The sequence below is a fragment of the Streptomyces diastaticus subsp. diastaticus genome, assembly GCF_011170125.1.
GTDB lineage: Bacteria > Actinomycetota > Actinomycetes > Streptomycetales > Streptomycetaceae > Streptomyces > Streptomyces diastaticus.
Genome location: NZ_BLLN01000003.1, coordinates 1,406,609 through 1,421,122, shown reverse-complemented (window position 1 = coordinate 1,421,122; position 14,514 = coordinate 1,406,609). Strand labels below are relative to the sequence as shown.

The window sequence follows — 14,514 nt, the reverse complement described above, 5'->3', positions numbered from 1 at the left end:
CAGCCACCGGCCCCGGCACGTTTGCCCCCGGCCGGCGGGCTTCGCAGGCGGCGAGCGGCCGGCCGCGGAGGCCGAGCTGCGCGCCTCAGCCGCTCCGGGCCCATCCGGCGCCCGCCCGCTCACCGACGCGTTGCTCCGGAGGGCGGGCGGACGCCTGCGTCAGCCGGCCGGGACGACGTCGGCGACGGCGGGCCGGGCCGGCCCCTGCCACGGGCGAGCCAGATCCCCGTACCGGCGCGCACCCGTCACCGGGGGCCGGCTCAGAGCAGGGGCGGAGCCGGAGGGCGCGGACCGCTGCCGCCGCGCGGCGGGCACGCTCCTCGACCCGACGGGGGCGCCGGAGAGCGGGGCGGTCACGCTCCCCCGGCCCCGCCGAGCGCCGTACGCCTCGCGGCGGAGCGCACCACGCGCCACGCGCCCGGCGCGCCACGCCCGGAACGGCCCGTACGGACTACCCCCGGACGGTGTATTCCGGGCCCCTCCTCCGGGCCCCTCCGGGTTGCGCCCGCCGTCCGCCCCCGTCCGCGCGTCGGCCGCTCCGCCGCTGGTCCGGCCCTCCGCCATCCCCGGGACACGCCCGGGCCGCCCACCATGCCCACTCGAACAGGGCAGGGGCGACCGAACGCACAAACCGCCCGCCCCTACCGCGAAACAGCGCCGCCGTACGTGAAGATCCGTCAGGACGACAAGCCCCCGCCGCAGCGGCGGGGCGGTCCGGGCGGACGCCGAGTCCTGCCGCCGTCCGGACGACAGGTCGACACCGAGTGGATCGGCGGGAGTGGAGGACCCAGGCACGACGGGCCCGGCAGACCGGTGACGGTCTCCCACGGCCCTTGGGGTGAAGCCGCCGCGGCGGCCGGGCGACTTCGCAGGTCCGAACCCGACAGGTCATCCTTCACAGGCGGCTGACGAAGGGTTACGCATGACTGAGCGGAATCGAGTCCCCTCCTTGCTCTCCCGGGCCGGCGCGGTCTCGGCCCTCTCCCTCGCCGCGATGAGCACCTCCCTGGTGGCCCCCGGCGCCGCGCCCGAGGCGGCGGCGGCCACCCACGCCGCCAAGGCGCTCAGGATCGCCTCGTCCAAGAAGGGCTCGCCCTACCAGTACGGGGCGACGGGCCCACGCCGCTTCGACTGTTCGGGGCTGACGCTCTACTCGTACAAGAAGGCCGGGAAGACGCTGCCACGGACGGCGGCGCAGCAGCACAACCGGACCAAACGCATCTCCCCCGCCAACCGGCGCAAGGGCGACCTCGTCTTCTTCCACTCCGGCGGCAACGTCTACCACGTCGGCATCTACGCCGGAGGCGGGAGGATCTGGCACTCCCCCAAGAGCGGAGCGGTGGTGCGGCTGGAGAAGATCTGGACCGGCAACGTGCGGTACGGCCGCGTGAACTGACCGTTGCCGCCGTCGGCCGGCCCGTACGCACGGCGTGCGCGTACGGGTCAGCCGACGGCGGTGGGCCAGGGCAGGTCGACCCGGACGGTCTTGCCGCCCTCCGGGGTCGGGACGACCGTGAGCCGGCCGCCCTGCTCGGCGGTGAGCCAGCGGACGATGGCCAGGCCCCGGCCGTTGTCCTCCCGGACCGCAGCCGGAAGCCGTCTGGGCAAGCGCGGGTGGCTGTCGGTGACACCGAGCCGCAGCCGCTCGTCCTGGTCGAGCGCCATGCCGACGGTGAAGGTGGGCGAACGGCCCTGGGTGTGCTGGACGGCGTTGGTGACCAGTTCCGAGATGATCAGGCGGACGGCGTCCGCCACCTCGGAGTCCACCGGGAGTCCCCACTCGGTGAGGACGGTCAGGACATGGGTGCGGGCGGCGGAGACCGAGGCCGGATCGCTCGGCAGAGTGACGGTTGCTTCGTGGTGGTCTGCCATGGCTGCGTCGCCCTTTCCTCGGAGCCGGTCGCGGACCCGTGGACGGATGAACTCGGGGTGTGGCGGGACCGGTTGCCTTCTTGTCAGACTGCCACTGTGTCGTCCGTCACGTAGGCCGATCCCCCAAGATATGCATATATCTGTCGCCCGATGCGGTGAACTCTGCGACGGGCGACCGTATTGGGCCCGTCCTCCGGGTGTGCCATGGGCGGCTTCGCCCGCACCGAACCGGCCACCGGAAGGAGACGTGCATGCGTAACGGTCCCGCCGTACGCCGGCGCAAGCTCGGAGCCGAGCTGAAGGCCCTTCGCGGCCGCGCGGGGCTCACCAGCGGCGAGGCGGCCGGCCTGCTCGGCTGGCACCAGTCCAAGGTGAGCCGCATCGAGACGGCCCGCAGCGGGGTGAAGCCCGGGGACGTGCGCCGCCTGCTCGACGCCTACGACGTACGCGATCCGAGACTGCGCGAGCTGCTGGTGGCCCTGGCCGGCACCGAACAGGACGGTGAGCACCGGCACTGGTGGCACCGCTACCGGGGCGTGCTGCCGCCGGAGTACCGGGACTTCATCAGCCTGGAGTCGCAGGCGGCATGGATGCGGACGCTGGAGACCTCGGTGGTGCCGGGGCTGCTCCAGACCCCGCGGTACGCGCGGGCGGTGACCCGGGCCTCGCTGGCCGGTGTTCCCCCGGCGCAGGTGGACGCGCTGGTGGAGGTGCGACTGGCCCGGCAGGAGGTGTTGCGGGCCGATCCGCCGCTGGAGCTGCGCGCGGTGATCGACGAGTCGGTGCTGCACCGCGGGATCGGCGGTCCGGAGGTGATGCGTGGCCAGTTGGCCGCCTTACGGGAGGCGGCGGCCCTCCCCCACGTCGTGATCCAGGTGCTGCCGTTCACCTCGGGTGAACACATCGGCCTCACGGGCCCTTTCGTCATCTTCTCCTTTCCGAACATGAACGACCTGGATTTGGTCGTTCTTGACCACCTCACGAGTAGCCTCTATCTGGAACGGAAAGAAGACCTCTCGGCATACGCCGACGCCTTCGCCTCCCTTCAGGCGCGGGCGCTTTCAGCAGAGGACTCGCTGCTTCTCCTCGCCGAGAAGCACGACGACGGCCCGTAAGGAGGCGCCGTGACCGCACAGCCTCGGTACGTCCCGGTCAGCAGCTCACTGCAAGGCGTCCGGTGGCGGCGCAGCAGCCGCAGCACCGGGATGAACAACTGCGTGGAGACCGCCGAGCTCACCTCCGGTCCCCATGCCGGTCTGCTCGCGGTACGGGACTCCAAGAACGCCCCCGGCCCCGCGCTGCTCTTCTCCCCTGCCGCCTGGCGGGGCTTCGTCACCGCCCAGGACCCTGGACCGACGGCCTGACACCCGGCGCTCCGGCGGCCCCGCCCCCTCCCGCTCGGCGGGCGGACGGCGGGGCCGTCCGCGTGAGGACGGTCAGGGCCCGGTCCAGGTCGGCGGAGGTGAGGTCGGCGCGGGCCGTCAGCCGCAACCGCGAGATGCCGTCGGGTACGGACGGCGGCCGGAAGCAGCCCACCGCCACGCCCTGTTCCCGGCAGCGGGCGGCCCAGTCGGCCGCCTCCTGGGCCGACGGGGCGCGCACCGAGACGACCGCCGCGTCCGGCCGGGCGGCCTGGAGGCCGGCGCCGGCGATCCCCTCGTACAGGGCGCGGGCGGTGCGGCGGACCCGGGCGGCGCGGTCCGGTTCGGCACGCAGCAGGCGCAGGGCGGCCAGCGCGGCGCCTGCGGCGGCGGGGGCGAGGCCGGTGTCGAAGATGAGGGTGCGGGCGGTGTTGACGAGGTGGTCGATGACGGCGGCCGGGCCGAGGACGGCGCCGCCCTGGCTGCCCAGCGACTTGGAGAGGGTCACGGTGACGACGGTGTCGGGCGCCCCGGCCAGCTCGGCGGCGTGCGCGCTGCCCCGGCCGCCCTCACCGAGGACCCCGAGGCCGTGGGCGTCGTCGACGAGGATGCCCGCGCCGTGTTCCCGGCAGGCGGCGGCGAGCGCCGGGAGCGGGGCGGCGTCGCCGTCGACGGAGAAGACGGCGTCGAAGACGCCGAGGGCCGGGCCCCGGTGGGCGGCGAGTGCCTTGCGGACCGCGTCGGGGTCGGCGTGGGCGACCACCTCGGTGGTGCCCCGGGCCAGTCGGCAGCCGTCGATGAGCGAGGCGTGGTTGGAGGTGTCGGAGACCAGCAGGGTCCCGACGGGGGCGAGCGCGGTGACGGCCGCGAGGTTGGCCGCGTAGCCCGAGGAGAGGACGAGGGCGGCCTCGGCACCGCAGAAGTCGGCGAGTTCCCGCTCCAGTTCGGCGTGGAGCGCGGTGCTGCCGCTGACCAGCCGGGAGCCGGTGGCGCCGGCGCCCCAGCGGCCGGCGGCCTCGGCGGCCGCTCCGGTGACCTCCGGGTGGCGGGCGAGGCCCAGGTAGTCGTTGCCCGCGAGGTCCAGCGTGCCCCAGGCGGCGGGCCTCGGGCGCAGGGCCCGCGTCAGCCCGGCCTCGGCGCGGCGGGCGGCCGCCTCGGTGGTCCAGGCGAACGGGCCGACGAGGCCGGGGGTGGGGTGGGGCATGAGTCGTCCTCAGCGTCGCCGGGGCAGGGCGGCCGGGCCGCCGTTTGTGAGCAGTGCACAGAGGCTAGCCGGTCGGAAGCAGGGGCAGGGTGTGGTAATACCCACAGCACTTTCAGGGTGCGTTGTAGGAAGTCTCCTTGGCCCGGGCCGGTCCGGTGCGTCAGGATCAGCCGCATGGATCTCCTGAAGACGCTGGTGGACAAGGGGCTTCGGCGCGAGCTGCCGACCCGGGACGAGGCGCTGGCGGTGCTGGCCACCTCCGACGACGACCTGCTCGACGTGGTGGCCGCGGCGGGGCGGGTACGGCGCCAGTGGTTCGGCCGCCGGGTGAAGCTGAACTACCTGGTCAACCTCAAGTCCGGGCTCTGCCCCGAGGACTGCTCCTACTGCTCGCAGCGGCTCGGTTCGCAGGCGGGCATCCTCAAGTACACCTGGCTGGGCGCCGACGAGGCCTCCCAGGCGGCCGCCGCGGGCCTGGCGGGCGGCGCCAAAAGGGTCTGCCTGGTGGCGAGCGGCCGCGGCCCGACCGACCGGGACGTCGACCGGGTCTCGAAGACCATCGAGGCGATCAAGTCGGCCCATGAGGACGTGGAGGTCTGCGCCTGTCTCGGGCTGCTGTCGGAGGGTCAGGCGGAGCGGCTGCGCGCCGCGGGCGCCGACGCGTACAACCACAACCTGAACACCTCCGAGGCGACCTACGGGGAGATCACCACCACCCACACCTACGAGGACCGGGTGGAGACCGTCCAGCGGGCGCAGGGCGCGGGGCTGTCGGCCTGCTCGGGGCTGATCGCGGGGATGGGCGAGCGCGACGAGGACCTGGTCGACGTGGTCTTCTCACTGCGCGAGCTGGACCCGGACTCGGTGCCGGTGAACTTCCTGATCCCCTTCGAGGGGACGCCGCTGGCCCGCGAGTGGAACCTCACCCCGCAGCGGGCGCTGCGCATCCTCGCGATGGTGCGGTTCGTCTGCCCGGACGTGGAGGTGCGGCTGGCCGGCGGCCGCGAGGTGCACCTGCGCACCCTCCAGCCGCTCGCCCTGCACCTGGTCAACTCCATCTTCCTGGGCGACTACCTGACCAGTGAGGGCCAGGCGGGACAGGCGGACCTGGAGATGATCGCCGACGCCGGGTTCGAGGTGGAGGGCGCGGGCACCACGACGCTGCCCGCGCACCGCGCCGACGTGCTGGGCGGCGGCTGCGGCGGCCACGGCCCCGCGGAGGACGCCGGTACGGCGACGCACGCCTGCGGCGGCGCCGGTGCCGACGGCTGCGGCCCGTGCGGCGGTGCGGCCGAGGAGCGCGGGGTGCCGGCCGCGCGGGAGACGGGCGAGGCCCGGACCGATCTGGTGACGGTGCGGCGCCGGGGCGCGGGAACGGATGTCGCCCCCAATGCCTGAGCCCGCGCAGGCGCTCCTGCCGTCCGCCGGGGCCTTCCCGGCGGACCCGGCGGGGCTGCTCGAACTGGACCGGCGGCACGTCTGGCACCCGTACGGCCCGATGCCGGGGACCACCGACCCGCTGGTCGTGGAGTCGGCGTCCGGCGTGCGGCTGCGGCTGGCCGAGCCCGTCGAGGGGGTGGCGGAGCTGGTCGACGGCATGTCCTCCTGGTGGGCGGCGGTGCACGGCTACCGCCACCCGGTGCTCGACGAGGCGGTCCGCGACCAGTTGGGGCGGATGAGCCATGTGATGTTCGGCGGGCTCACCCACGAGCCGGCCGTGCGGCTGGCCACGCGGCTGGTGGAGCTGGCGCCGGAGGGCCTGGAACACGTCTTCCTCGCCGACTCCGGGTCGGTGTCGGTCGAGGTGGCGGCCAAGATGTGCCTCCAGTACTGGCGTTCGCTGGGGCGGCCGGAGAAGCACCGGCTGATGACCTGGCGTGGCGGCTACCACGGGGACACCTGGCAGCCGATGTCGGTCTGTGACCCCGAGGGAGGCATGCACGACCTGTGGTCCGGGGTGCTTCCCCGCCAGGTGTTCGCCGACGCGCCCCCGGACGGCTTCGGCACTCCGCCCTCGGAGGCGTACACGGCGCACCTGTGGGAGACGGTGGAGCGGCACGCCCACGAGCTGGCGGCGGTGGTCGTGGAGCCGGTGGTGCAGGGGGCGGGGGGGATGCGCTTCCACTCGCCCGCACTGCTGCGGGTGCTGCGGGAGGCGTGCGACGCCCACGGCGTGCTGCTGGTCTTCGACGAGATCGCCACCGGCTTCGGCCGCACCGGCGCGTTCTTCGCGGCCGGGCACGCCGGGGTCTCGCCCGACGTGATGTGCGTGGGCAAGGCGCTGACCGGGGGCTATCTCACGCTGGCGGCGACGCTCTGCACCGGCCGGGTCGCGGCGGGCATCGCCCGGGGCGAGGTGCCGGTGCTCGCGCACGGCCCGACCTTCATGGGCAACCCGCTGGCCTGCGCCGCGGCCAACGCCTCCCTCGACCTGCTCACCGGCCAGGACTGGCAGGGGGAGGTCGCCCGGATCTCGGCCGGACTGCGCGCCTCGCTGGCCCCGGCGGCCGGCCTGCCGGGCGTGGCGGACGTACGGGTGCTGGGCGCGATCGGCGTCGTCCAGCTCGACCATCCGGTGGACGTCGCGGCGGCGAGCCGCGCGGCGGTGCGCGAGGGAGTGTGGCTGCGGCCGTTTCGCGACCTGGTGTACACGATGCCGCCGTACGTGACCGGGGACGCCGACGTGGCCCGGATCGGCCGGGCGGTGTGCGCTGCGGCGGGGGCCGGGTGAGCCACGCCGACGGCGTGCGGAGTACGTGATGGGGACGGGGCCAGGCGGAGGCGGCGCGCGACGCCGCCGGGGAGCGGAGCGATGACGGTACTGGTGGTCACGGGGACCGGCACGGAGATCGGCAAGACGGTGGTGACGGCGGCGCTCGCCGCGGCCGCCCTGGCGGCCGGGCGGAGCGTGGCCGTCCTCAAACCGGCCCAGACGGGCCTGCTGCCCGGCGAGCGCGGCGACGCCGACGAGGTGGCCCGCCTCGCCGGTCCCGTCACCGCCGCCGAACTGGCCCGCTTCCCGGACCCGTTGGCGCCGGCGACGGCCGCCCGCCGGGCGGGGGCGCCGCCGGTGGGCCCCGAGGACGTCGCCGAGGCGGCCGCCAAACTGGCCACCGAGCACGACCTGGTGCTGGTCGAGGGTGCGGGCGGGCTGCTGGTCCGCTTCGACGACCGGGGCAACACCCTCGCGGAGGCGGCCCGGCTGCTCGACGCGCGGCTCCTCGTCGTGGTCCCGGCGGCGCTCGGCGCGCTCAACGCGACGGCCCTGACCGCCGAGGCCGCCCGCGCCCGGGGCCTGGAACTGACCGGCACCCTCATCGGCGGCTGGCCCGAGCAGCCGGGGCTCGCCGAACGCTGCAACACCGAGGACCTGGCCGAGGCGGCGGGCGCCCCGCTGCTGGGGGCGGTGCCGTGGGGGGCCGGGAGCCTCAGCCCGGAGGCGTTCAGGGCGGCGGCGCCGAAATGGCTGGCGCCCGAGCTGGGCGGGCGATGGGACGCGGCGAGGTTCCGGGAGAGCTGGGCGGCGGGCTGAACGGGCCCGCGGGCCGCCGTCCACGGGTCAACCGCGCAGCCGCTCCGCCCACGGATGCGGCCCGTACGTCTGCTCGATCGTCTCGGCCAGCCAGCGGCGCTGCCCGACCGTGAGAACGGGGAGCGCCGCCGTGAAGTCCTCCTCGTCCTTGGGGCGGCGCGCCTTGGCCTTGTGGTGGAGCTGCACCTCGGGGGCGAGGAAGGGCACGCCCTCGGGGGTGGTCGCGCCCAGGGTGCCGAGGGGCCTGCGGACGCTCGGGTCCCGGCGGGAGACCCAGTGGCCGTCCTCGGCCTCGTCCAGCATCAGCTGGACGCGCCACGGGGCGTAGGGCCCGGGCCCGCACCAGATGTCGTGGACGCCGGGCGGCAGGATCTCGCCCGCCGCCCACGGCCGGAGGGTGCCGGGCGGGTCGGCGGCCCACCACTCCCAGCCCGCCAGGGCGCGCTGCGCCGCCAACTGGTCCTCGCGCAGCAGCAGCACGTCGATGTCGGCGTGGGCGCGGAAGGCGCGCCCGACCGCCGGCTCGACGGCGTACCCTCCCGCGACCCACCACAGTTCGCACAGGGGTGAGAAGAGCGCCGCCACCTCCGTGACGGAGGCCGGTTCCCACGCGCCGTACGGCGCTTCGATGCGTTGCATCTCCTCGTTCCCTCCAGGTCAGTCGGGGTTCCCCAGCCCGAGTTCGCGCCCCCCGCCACCACGCGCGCAGCCAACGGTTGTGGCCGGCCATGACCCCCGGGCCCGGGCCGAGGGCGGCTTCCAGTTCGTCGCTCAGGCTCGGCGAGAGGTGGTTGGCCGGCTCGTCCAGCAGGAGCAGTTCCGGGGGACGGGCGACCAGCAGGGCCAGGGCGAGCCGTCGCCGCTGGCCGACGGACAGCTCCGCGACCGGCCTGTCGAGGTCGGCTGCGGCCAGCAGGCCGAGCTGCGACAACGGTACGGCTTCGGCCCGTTCGGCGCCGAGAGCTTCGGCGTAGACGGTCCGCGCGGTGCGCTCCGGGCGCCGGAACCGGGTGTCCTGGGCCAGCAGCCCTACCCGCAGGCCGGGGCGGTGCCGCAGCTCGCCACCGTGGTCGAGGCGCCCCGCGAGGACGGCAAGGAGCGTGGACCTGCCGGTGCCGTCGCCGCCCGAGACCAGGAGCCGGTCACCGGCGGCCACGTCGAGCCGGGGAAGGGAGAGCCGTCCGGGCACCCGCAGGTCGCGCACGGCCACCAGCGGCCGTCCGCCGGGTCCGGTGGCGCGGTGGCGGCCGGTCCGCAGGCGGCGGCTCACACCTCGGGGGCGCCCGTCTCCGTGAGGCGGCCGTCGGCCAGGTACAGCCACCGGTCCACGCCGATCTCGGCGAGGAACCGTTCGTCGTGGCTGACCACCACGAACGCGCCCCGGTAGGCGGTGAGGGCGGTCTCCAGCTGGCCGGTGCTGACGAGGTCCAGGTTGTTGGTCGGCTCGTCCAGCAGCAGGAGCTGCGGGGCGGGGTCGGTGTGCAGGACGCAGGCGAGGGTGGCGCGCAGCCGCTCGCCGCCGGAGAGCACGCCGACCGGGAGGTGGGCGCGGTCGCCGCGGAAGAGGAAACGGGCCAGCAGGTTCATCCGCTCGGCCTCGGTGATGCCGGGGGCGTACGCGGCGAAGTTCTCGGCGACGGTGCGGTCGGGGTCCAGCAGGTCGAGCCGCTGCGTGAGGTGGGCGACGCGGCCCCGGGCGTGGCGCGCCTCGCCGCTCTCCGGTTCCAGGGTGCCGTCGAGCAGGCGCAGCAGGGTCGATTTCCCGGCGCCGTTGGGGCCGGTCAGCGCGATGCGCTCGGGTCCGCGGATCGTCAGGTCGAGGCCGTCGCCGTCGAAGAGCTGCCGGCCCCCGTGGCCGACGCGCAGCCGCTCGCCCTGGAAGACGGTCCGTCCTGCGGGCACTTGGGTGTCCGGCAGCTCCAGGACGATCCGCTGCTCGTCGCGGACGGCGCGCCCCGCCTCGTCGAGCCTGGCCTTCGCCTCGCCGAGCCGGGCGGCGTGGGTCTGCCCGGCGCGTCCGGCGGACTCCTGCGCGCCGCGCTTCATGTTCCCGGCGAAGATCTTCGGCAGTCCGGCGCTCTTGAGGTTGCGGGCGGCGTTGCTCTGGCGCCGCTCGGCGCGCTCCCGGGCCTGCTGGAGTTCGCGCTTCTCCCGCTTGAGCTCCTGCTCGGCGCTGCGGACGTTCTTCTCGGCGACCTCCTGCTCCCCGCGCACGGCCTCCTCGTACACGGTGAAGTTGCCGCCGAGGAAGCGCACCCGGCCGCCGTCCAGTTCGGCGATCCGGTCCGTCCGGTCCAGGAGCGCGCGGTCGTGGCTGACCAGCAGCAGGCAGCCGTTCCACTCCTCCAGCACGCCGTACAGGTGGCGGCGGGCGTCGAGGTCGAGGTTGTTGGTGGGTTCGTCCAGGAGCAGCACGTCGGGGCGGCGCAGGAGCTGGGCGGCGAGGCCGAGGGAGACGATCTGGCCGCCGCTGAGGGTGGCGAGGCTCCGGTCCAGGGAAAGGTGGCCGAGCCCGAGCCGGTCGAGCTGGGCGCTGGTGCGCTCCTCGATGTCCCAGTCGTCGCCGATGGTGGTGAAGTGCTCCTCGCTCACGTCGCCCGACTCGACGGCGTCGAGGGCGGCGATCACGGGGGCGACGCCGAGCACCTCGGCGACGGTCAGCTCCTCGGCGAAGGGGAGGTTCTGCGGGAGGTACCCGAGCGTGCCGCTCACCTGGACGCTGCCGGAACGGGGGCTCAGCTCTCCGGCGATCAGTCTGAGCAGGGTGCTCTTGCCGGCGCCGTTCGGGGCGACGAGACCGGTACGGCCCGTGCCGACGGTGAAGGACAGGCCGTCGAGGACGGGGGTGTCGTCCGGCCAGGCGAACGAGAGGTGGGAAACGGTGATGAAGGCGTCGGACATGCGGCGGACCTCAGGGATGTGACGCGGGTACGCGAAGGCGCTGCCCGCGGAGAACGGAGAAGAGGGAACGACGGCATGGCCACCGCGGCGGTACGGCGCTGGGCGCCCGCCGGTGGCCGTCAGCTCCGGGTATCACCCGGAGATGTCGTCGTCACCCGCCATGTCTGGTCTCCCTGAGGTGCGAGGGCCGCCGCCTGTGGGGCGCGGCTCCTCCGGAAAAGTCCCGCCCACCGTAACAGCCGGGCCCGCGGCCGGCACAGGACCGCGGCCCGCGCGCCGCCGGCGCCCGGCTCGGGGTCAGAGCGTCTTCACCCAGCGCCGCCAGTGGTCCTCGCGGTGGTACCCGGACGCCTCCCAAGCCCTCTGCGCCCGCTCGTTGACCTCCAGCACCATGGCGTCGACCCGCCGCCCGCCCAGCTCCCGGAAACGCCGCTCGGCCGCCTCCAGCAGCAGGCCCGCGATCCCCTGCCGCCGGTGGTCGGGGTGGACGGCCAGCCGGTACGCGGAACACCGCCAGCCGTCGAAACCCGCGATGACCGTGCCGACGAGTTCCCCGTCCCGCTCCGCGAGGATCAGCGCCTTCGGGTCCCGCGCGATGAGCCGGGCCACGCCGGCGGGGTCGTCGGTGATGCTCTTCCCCTCGGCGGCCTCGCCCCAGAAGGCGAGGACGGCGTCGATGTCGCGTTCGGCCGCTGGACGGGTGATCAGTTCCATCACCGGAGTGGATCACGGGGGCCGGGGCATCGGCCACCGAGTTCGTGGGGTGGGGAGCCTGGCCCTCTGTGTTCGGCGGCCGGAGCGGCCCGCGCGGTAAGGGTTTGGTGAAGAGGCCGACGGCCGGGGGCGGTCCGGAGGTAACTCAGTCCAGGCGAACGGGGCCCGACGCTCCCGGCGTCGTACCGGTGCGGCTACTTCGGGGAGGGCTCGATGCGTCAGGCGCGGGACAGGGAGGCCGTGGACCGGCTGGCACGTGCCGTGCTGGCGAGGCCGGAGCTCAACGACGGGCTGCGGGTCGACGGGCGCGCGGAGCTGGAGCACTTCCCGCTGGTCGCCGCCGCCTTCCACGCGGCTCCGCGCGGGGGCAGGGGAGCCGGGCGGCGGGACGAGGCCCTGGGTTTCGGGGCGGGGGAGGTCGGCGTGGCCGTCACCACGCTGGTCCTGGTGGTGGTCACCGACGCGCTGACCCAACTCGCCCACGAAAAGGCGCAGGGCGGAATCAGCCGCTTCCGTGGCTGGTTCCGCCGCGCGGTGCTGCGCCGGCCGGAGCTTCCCGGGGGCGCCGCCCCGGAGACCTCTCCGGCCGCGCTCACCCCGGAGCAGCTGCGCCTCGTCCACGGCTCGGCGGTCGGGCGGGCCCGCCGGTTGCGCATCCCCGAGGAGGTGGCGGAGAACGTCGCCGACGGGGTCGTGGCGGAGCTGGCGATGGCGCAGGCCGCTCCGGACGGGCCGGGCACCGGCGGTGAGTCCGGGGAGTGAGGGCGTGACCAGTACCGCCGACGCCACCGCCGGACGGTTGCGGGACCCGTTCGCCGTGCCGTCCGGCACGAGCATGCGGTTCGCCCTGCTGGTGGTCACCACCAGCACGGTGATCATGCACTTCGTGGGCTCCCGGTTCGGCCCGGTGCCCGGCGACGTCAAACAGCGCTACGCCCGCTACGCGGCCTGCTGGGAGGAGCAGAACCGGGACAGCACCGGCCTGCCGTCGCCCGACGGGCCGTCGGCGGTGGAACTCTGCGGCACCGACCCCCGCCAGGTCGACCTGTGGGTACCCCTGACCGGGCTCCTCGTCTTCTGGCTCGTCGTCCTGGCCGTCTACTGGCTCCTGCCGGCCTGGCGGGTCCGCCGGCGGCGCTACGCGCTCCTGGGCGAGGAGTCGGCCGCCGTCACGCGGGCGTTGGAGGCGCTGCGGGAGCGGACCGGCTGCGAACCGGTCCACTGGTACGCCCAGCCGCTCGACGTGCGGGTGTCCGCGCTCGCGTTCGGCCGCCGGGGCCGCCGCTGCGTCGTCCTCAGCGGCGGGCTGCTCGCGCTGCGGAACAGGCGGCCCGAGACCTTCGAGGCCGTGGTCCTGCACGAACTGGCCCATGTCCGCAACCGCGACATCGACCTCAGCTTCCTGACCATCATCAGTGCGCGCGTCAGCCTGCCCGTCCTCGTGCTGACCGTGGCCTCGGGGGTGCTCTGGGAGCTGCTCCACGGCCTGGGCGGCACCGGCTCCCTCGCGGCGGGCCTCTCCAACTCCCTGAAGGGGCTCTGCCTCGTCGTCGCGATGCCGCTCACCCGCCGGGCGGTGCTGCGCAGCCGCGAGTTCTACGCGGACGCCCGCGCCCGGCAGTGGGCCGGATCGCCGTCCGCCCTGCGCGCCCTCTTCGAGGTCGAGGAGGACCGCCGCCGGCTGCCGGGCCGGCTGCTGCGCGTACACCCGACGGCGCGGCAGCGGCGCGACATGCTCGACGATCCGGAGCCCCTGTTCCGCAGCGGCTTCTGGGAACTGCTCGCGGCCGGCTGCGTCCTGGGCGCCCTGTACACCGACCTCGCCACCACCTTCGTCCTCAACTCGGCCCTGGGACCGGGCGCGGAGACCGCCCGGGCGGTGCTCGCGGTGGGCACCCTCGGCCTGCTGCTCGCGGCGGTGGTCGCCTTCTTCACCCTGCGCCTCCAGGAGGGGTTCCCCGGCGGCCGCCCGGGGCTGCTCGGGGCGCCCGTGTGGGGGCTCGCCTGCGGACTCGCGCTGGGCGGCGGCGTGGTCAACCCGGGAGTGACCTTCGCGCTGGCCAGTGTCGGTCAGGTCGGCGCCGGTCTCCTGCCGTGGACGGCGCTGCTCGCCCTGGGCGGGTACGCGGCGGTCCGCTGGACGGCGGCCGTGCTGCCGTGGTGGCGGCCCGTGCTGCGCGGCCCGCGCGCCCGGGCGGGGTGGTGTGTCCTGTCGGTGGCGGCGGGCGCCCTGTTCGGGTGCGTCCTGGTGTGGCTGATGGAACTGATGTCCACCCAGGCGCTCATGGCCACGCTCCTCGGCGGGCGGGCCCCGGAACTGGTCTCCTTCCTCCTCGGCACCGCCTCGGACGCCGTCGTCCGGTCCCCCTTCCTCCTCTGCGCGGCCCTGCTGGCGGCCCTGATCCCGTTGCTCGGCCAGGCGGCACCGCCCGGCGCCCGGGCCGCCCGCCAAGCGCTCGGACGCACCGTGGCCGGCGCCCTGCGCGCGGGCCTGTGGCTGGCGGCGGCGCTGGTCCTGCTGGGGAGCGGCCCGCGCGTCCTCCCGGCGTACGCGGCGGTGGCGGCACTGCTCGCCGTCCTCGCCGTCAGGACCGGCCGCCGTCCGCGCCCCGGCGGGCTGCCGATCGCCCACGCGACGCTGGCCACCGTCCTCGCGACCGCCACCGCCCACGGCGGCGCCGCGCTGCTGCTCACCCTGGTGACACCCCGGGCCGCCCCGGCTCCGGGCGGCTTCCTGCTCGTGGGCAGCCTCAGCGCCCTCCTGGCCGTGGGCGTCGCCGCCTGCGTCCCGACGGCCCGCCGGGGGACGCCCGCGGCCGGGTGACGGAGCCCCGGCCCGCCCCCGTCCGCGGCCTTTCTCCCGCTTTTGCTGGGGCTTTACTATGGGGGACGCTGTTCGATCCCCCCCGGTCAAGCCGTTCCGAGCGCCG

At 75.2% G+C, this 14,514-nt stretch carries 13 protein-coding genes, 1 pseudogene and 1 riboswitch; of the genes and pseudogenes, 8 read left to right on the top strand and 6 right to left on the bottom strand.

Annotation, left to right across the window (positions count from 1 at the left end; all coding sequences use genetic code 11):
• The first annotated feature begins 748 nt into the window (after window positions 1-748).
• Window positions 749-919: riboswitch (cyclic di-AMP (ydaO/yuaA leader) on the top strand.
• A gap of 3 nt (window positions 920-922) precedes the next feature.
• The gene (locus tag Sdia_RS14810; protein ID WP_100455588.1) at window positions 923-1,396 is read left to right on the top strand and encodes a C40 family peptidase; all 474 of its coding nucleotides are present in this window, start codon (window positions 923-925) and stop codon (window positions 1,394-1,396) included.
• 47 nt (window positions 1,397-1,443) lie between these two features.
• Here the strand turns inward: Sdia_RS14810 and Sdia_RS14805 are convergent, their stop codons facing one another.
• Window positions 1,444-1,872: an ATP-binding protein gene (locus Sdia_RS14805; RefSeq protein WP_100455587.1), complete on the bottom strand. Its 429-nt coding sequence runs from the start codon at window positions 1,870-1,872 to the stop codon at window positions 1,444-1,446.
• A gap of 251 nt (window positions 1,873-2,123) precedes the next feature.
• Here Sdia_RS14805 and Sdia_RS14800 point away from each other — a divergent pair, with 251 nt between their 5' ends.
• Window positions 2,124-2,987 carry a helix-turn-helix domain-containing protein gene (locus Sdia_RS14800; RefSeq protein ID WP_100455586.1) on the top strand — a complete coding sequence of 288 codons (864 nt, stop codon included), beginning with the start codon at window positions 2,124-2,126 and terminating at the stop codon, window positions 2,985-2,987.
• 9 nt (window positions 2,988-2,996) lie between these two features.
• Window positions 2,997-3,236, top strand: a complete 240-nt coding sequence (locus tag Sdia_RS14795) for a DUF397 domain-containing protein (RefSeq protein ID WP_100455585.1) — start codon at window positions 2,997-2,999, stop codon at window positions 3,234-3,236.
• Here Sdia_RS14795 and Sdia_RS14790 read toward each other — a convergent pair.
• Entirely contained in the window at window positions 3,205-4,437 is a 1,233-nt protein-coding gene (locus Sdia_RS14790; protein WP_189500311.1) for an 8-amino-7-oxononanoate synthase, read from the bottom strand. The genes Sdia_RS14795 and Sdia_RS14790 overlap by 32 nt on opposite strands.
• Before the next feature lie 174 nt (window positions 4,438-4,611).
• Between Sdia_RS14790 and bioB the strand changes: the two genes are divergently transcribed.
• From bioB to bioD, 3 genes are all read left to right on the top strand, one after another.
• On the top strand, window positions 4,612-5,835 hold the full coding sequence (gene bioB / locus Sdia_RS14785; RefSeq protein ID WP_189500310.1) for a biotin synthase BioB: 1,224 nt from the start codon (window positions 4,612-4,614) through the stop codon (window positions 5,833-5,835).
• Window positions 5,828-7,168 carry an adenosylmethionine--8-amino-7-oxononanoate transaminase gene (locus tag Sdia_RS14780; protein ID WP_100455582.1) on the top strand — a complete coding sequence of 447 codons (1,341 nt, stop codon included), beginning with the start codon at window positions 5,828-5,830 and terminating at the stop codon, window positions 7,166-7,168. Before bioB ends, Sdia_RS14780 begins: the two co-directional genes overlap by 8 nt.
• 81 nt (window positions 7,169-7,249) lie before the next feature.
• Window positions 7,250-7,969: a dethiobiotin synthase gene (gene bioD / locus Sdia_RS14775; protein WP_100455581.1), complete on the top strand. Its 720-nt coding sequence runs from the start codon at window positions 7,250-7,252 to the stop codon at window positions 7,967-7,969.
• A gap of 27 nt (window positions 7,970-7,996) precedes the next feature.
• Here the strand turns inward: bioD and Sdia_RS14770 are convergent, their stop codons facing one another.
• The 4 genes and pseudogenes from Sdia_RS14770 to Sdia_RS14755 all read right to left on the bottom strand — a co-directional run bounded on the left by Sdia_RS14770 (window position 7,997) and on the right by Sdia_RS14755 (window position 11,584).
• Entirely contained in the window at window positions 7,997-8,608 is a 612-nt protein-coding gene (locus tag Sdia_RS14770) for a nucleotidyltransferase domain-containing protein (RefSeq protein ID WP_185392800.1), read from the bottom strand.
• 211 nt (window positions 8,609-8,819) lie between these two features.
• Window positions 8,820-9,125, bottom strand: a pseudogene (locus Sdia_RS30735) (ATP-binding cassette domain-containing protein); the annotation flags it as partial.
• A gap of 110 nt (window positions 9,126-9,235) precedes the next feature.
• A complete protein-coding gene (locus Sdia_RS14760) occupies window positions 9,236-10,870 on the bottom strand; it encodes an ABC-F family ATP-binding cassette domain-containing protein (RefSeq protein ID WP_189500309.1) in 1,635 nt (544 codons plus the stop codon).
• 297 nt (window positions 10,871-11,167) lie between these two features.
• Complete coding sequence (locus tag Sdia_RS14755; RefSeq protein WP_100455578.1) at window positions 11,168-11,584, bottom strand: GNAT family N-acetyltransferase; 417 nt, start codon at window positions 11,582-11,584, stop codon at window positions 11,168-11,170.
• Window positions 11,585-11,797: 213 nt separating this feature from the next.
• On the opposite strand from Sdia_RS14755, the gene Sdia_RS14750 reads away from it, so the two are divergent.
• Both Sdia_RS14750 and Sdia_RS14745 read left to right on the top strand, forming a co-directional pair.
• Window positions 11,798-12,346: a hypothetical protein gene (locus Sdia_RS14750; protein ID WP_189500308.1), complete on the top strand. Its 549-nt coding sequence runs from the start codon at window positions 11,798-11,800 to the stop codon at window positions 12,344-12,346.
• Between the two features lie 4 nt (window positions 12,347-12,350).
• Complete coding sequence (locus Sdia_RS14745; protein WP_189500307.1) at window positions 12,351-14,408, top strand: M48 family metalloprotease; 2,058 nt, start codon at window positions 12,351-12,353, stop codon at window positions 14,406-14,408.
• Window positions 14,409-14,514 lie beyond the last annotated feature (106 nt).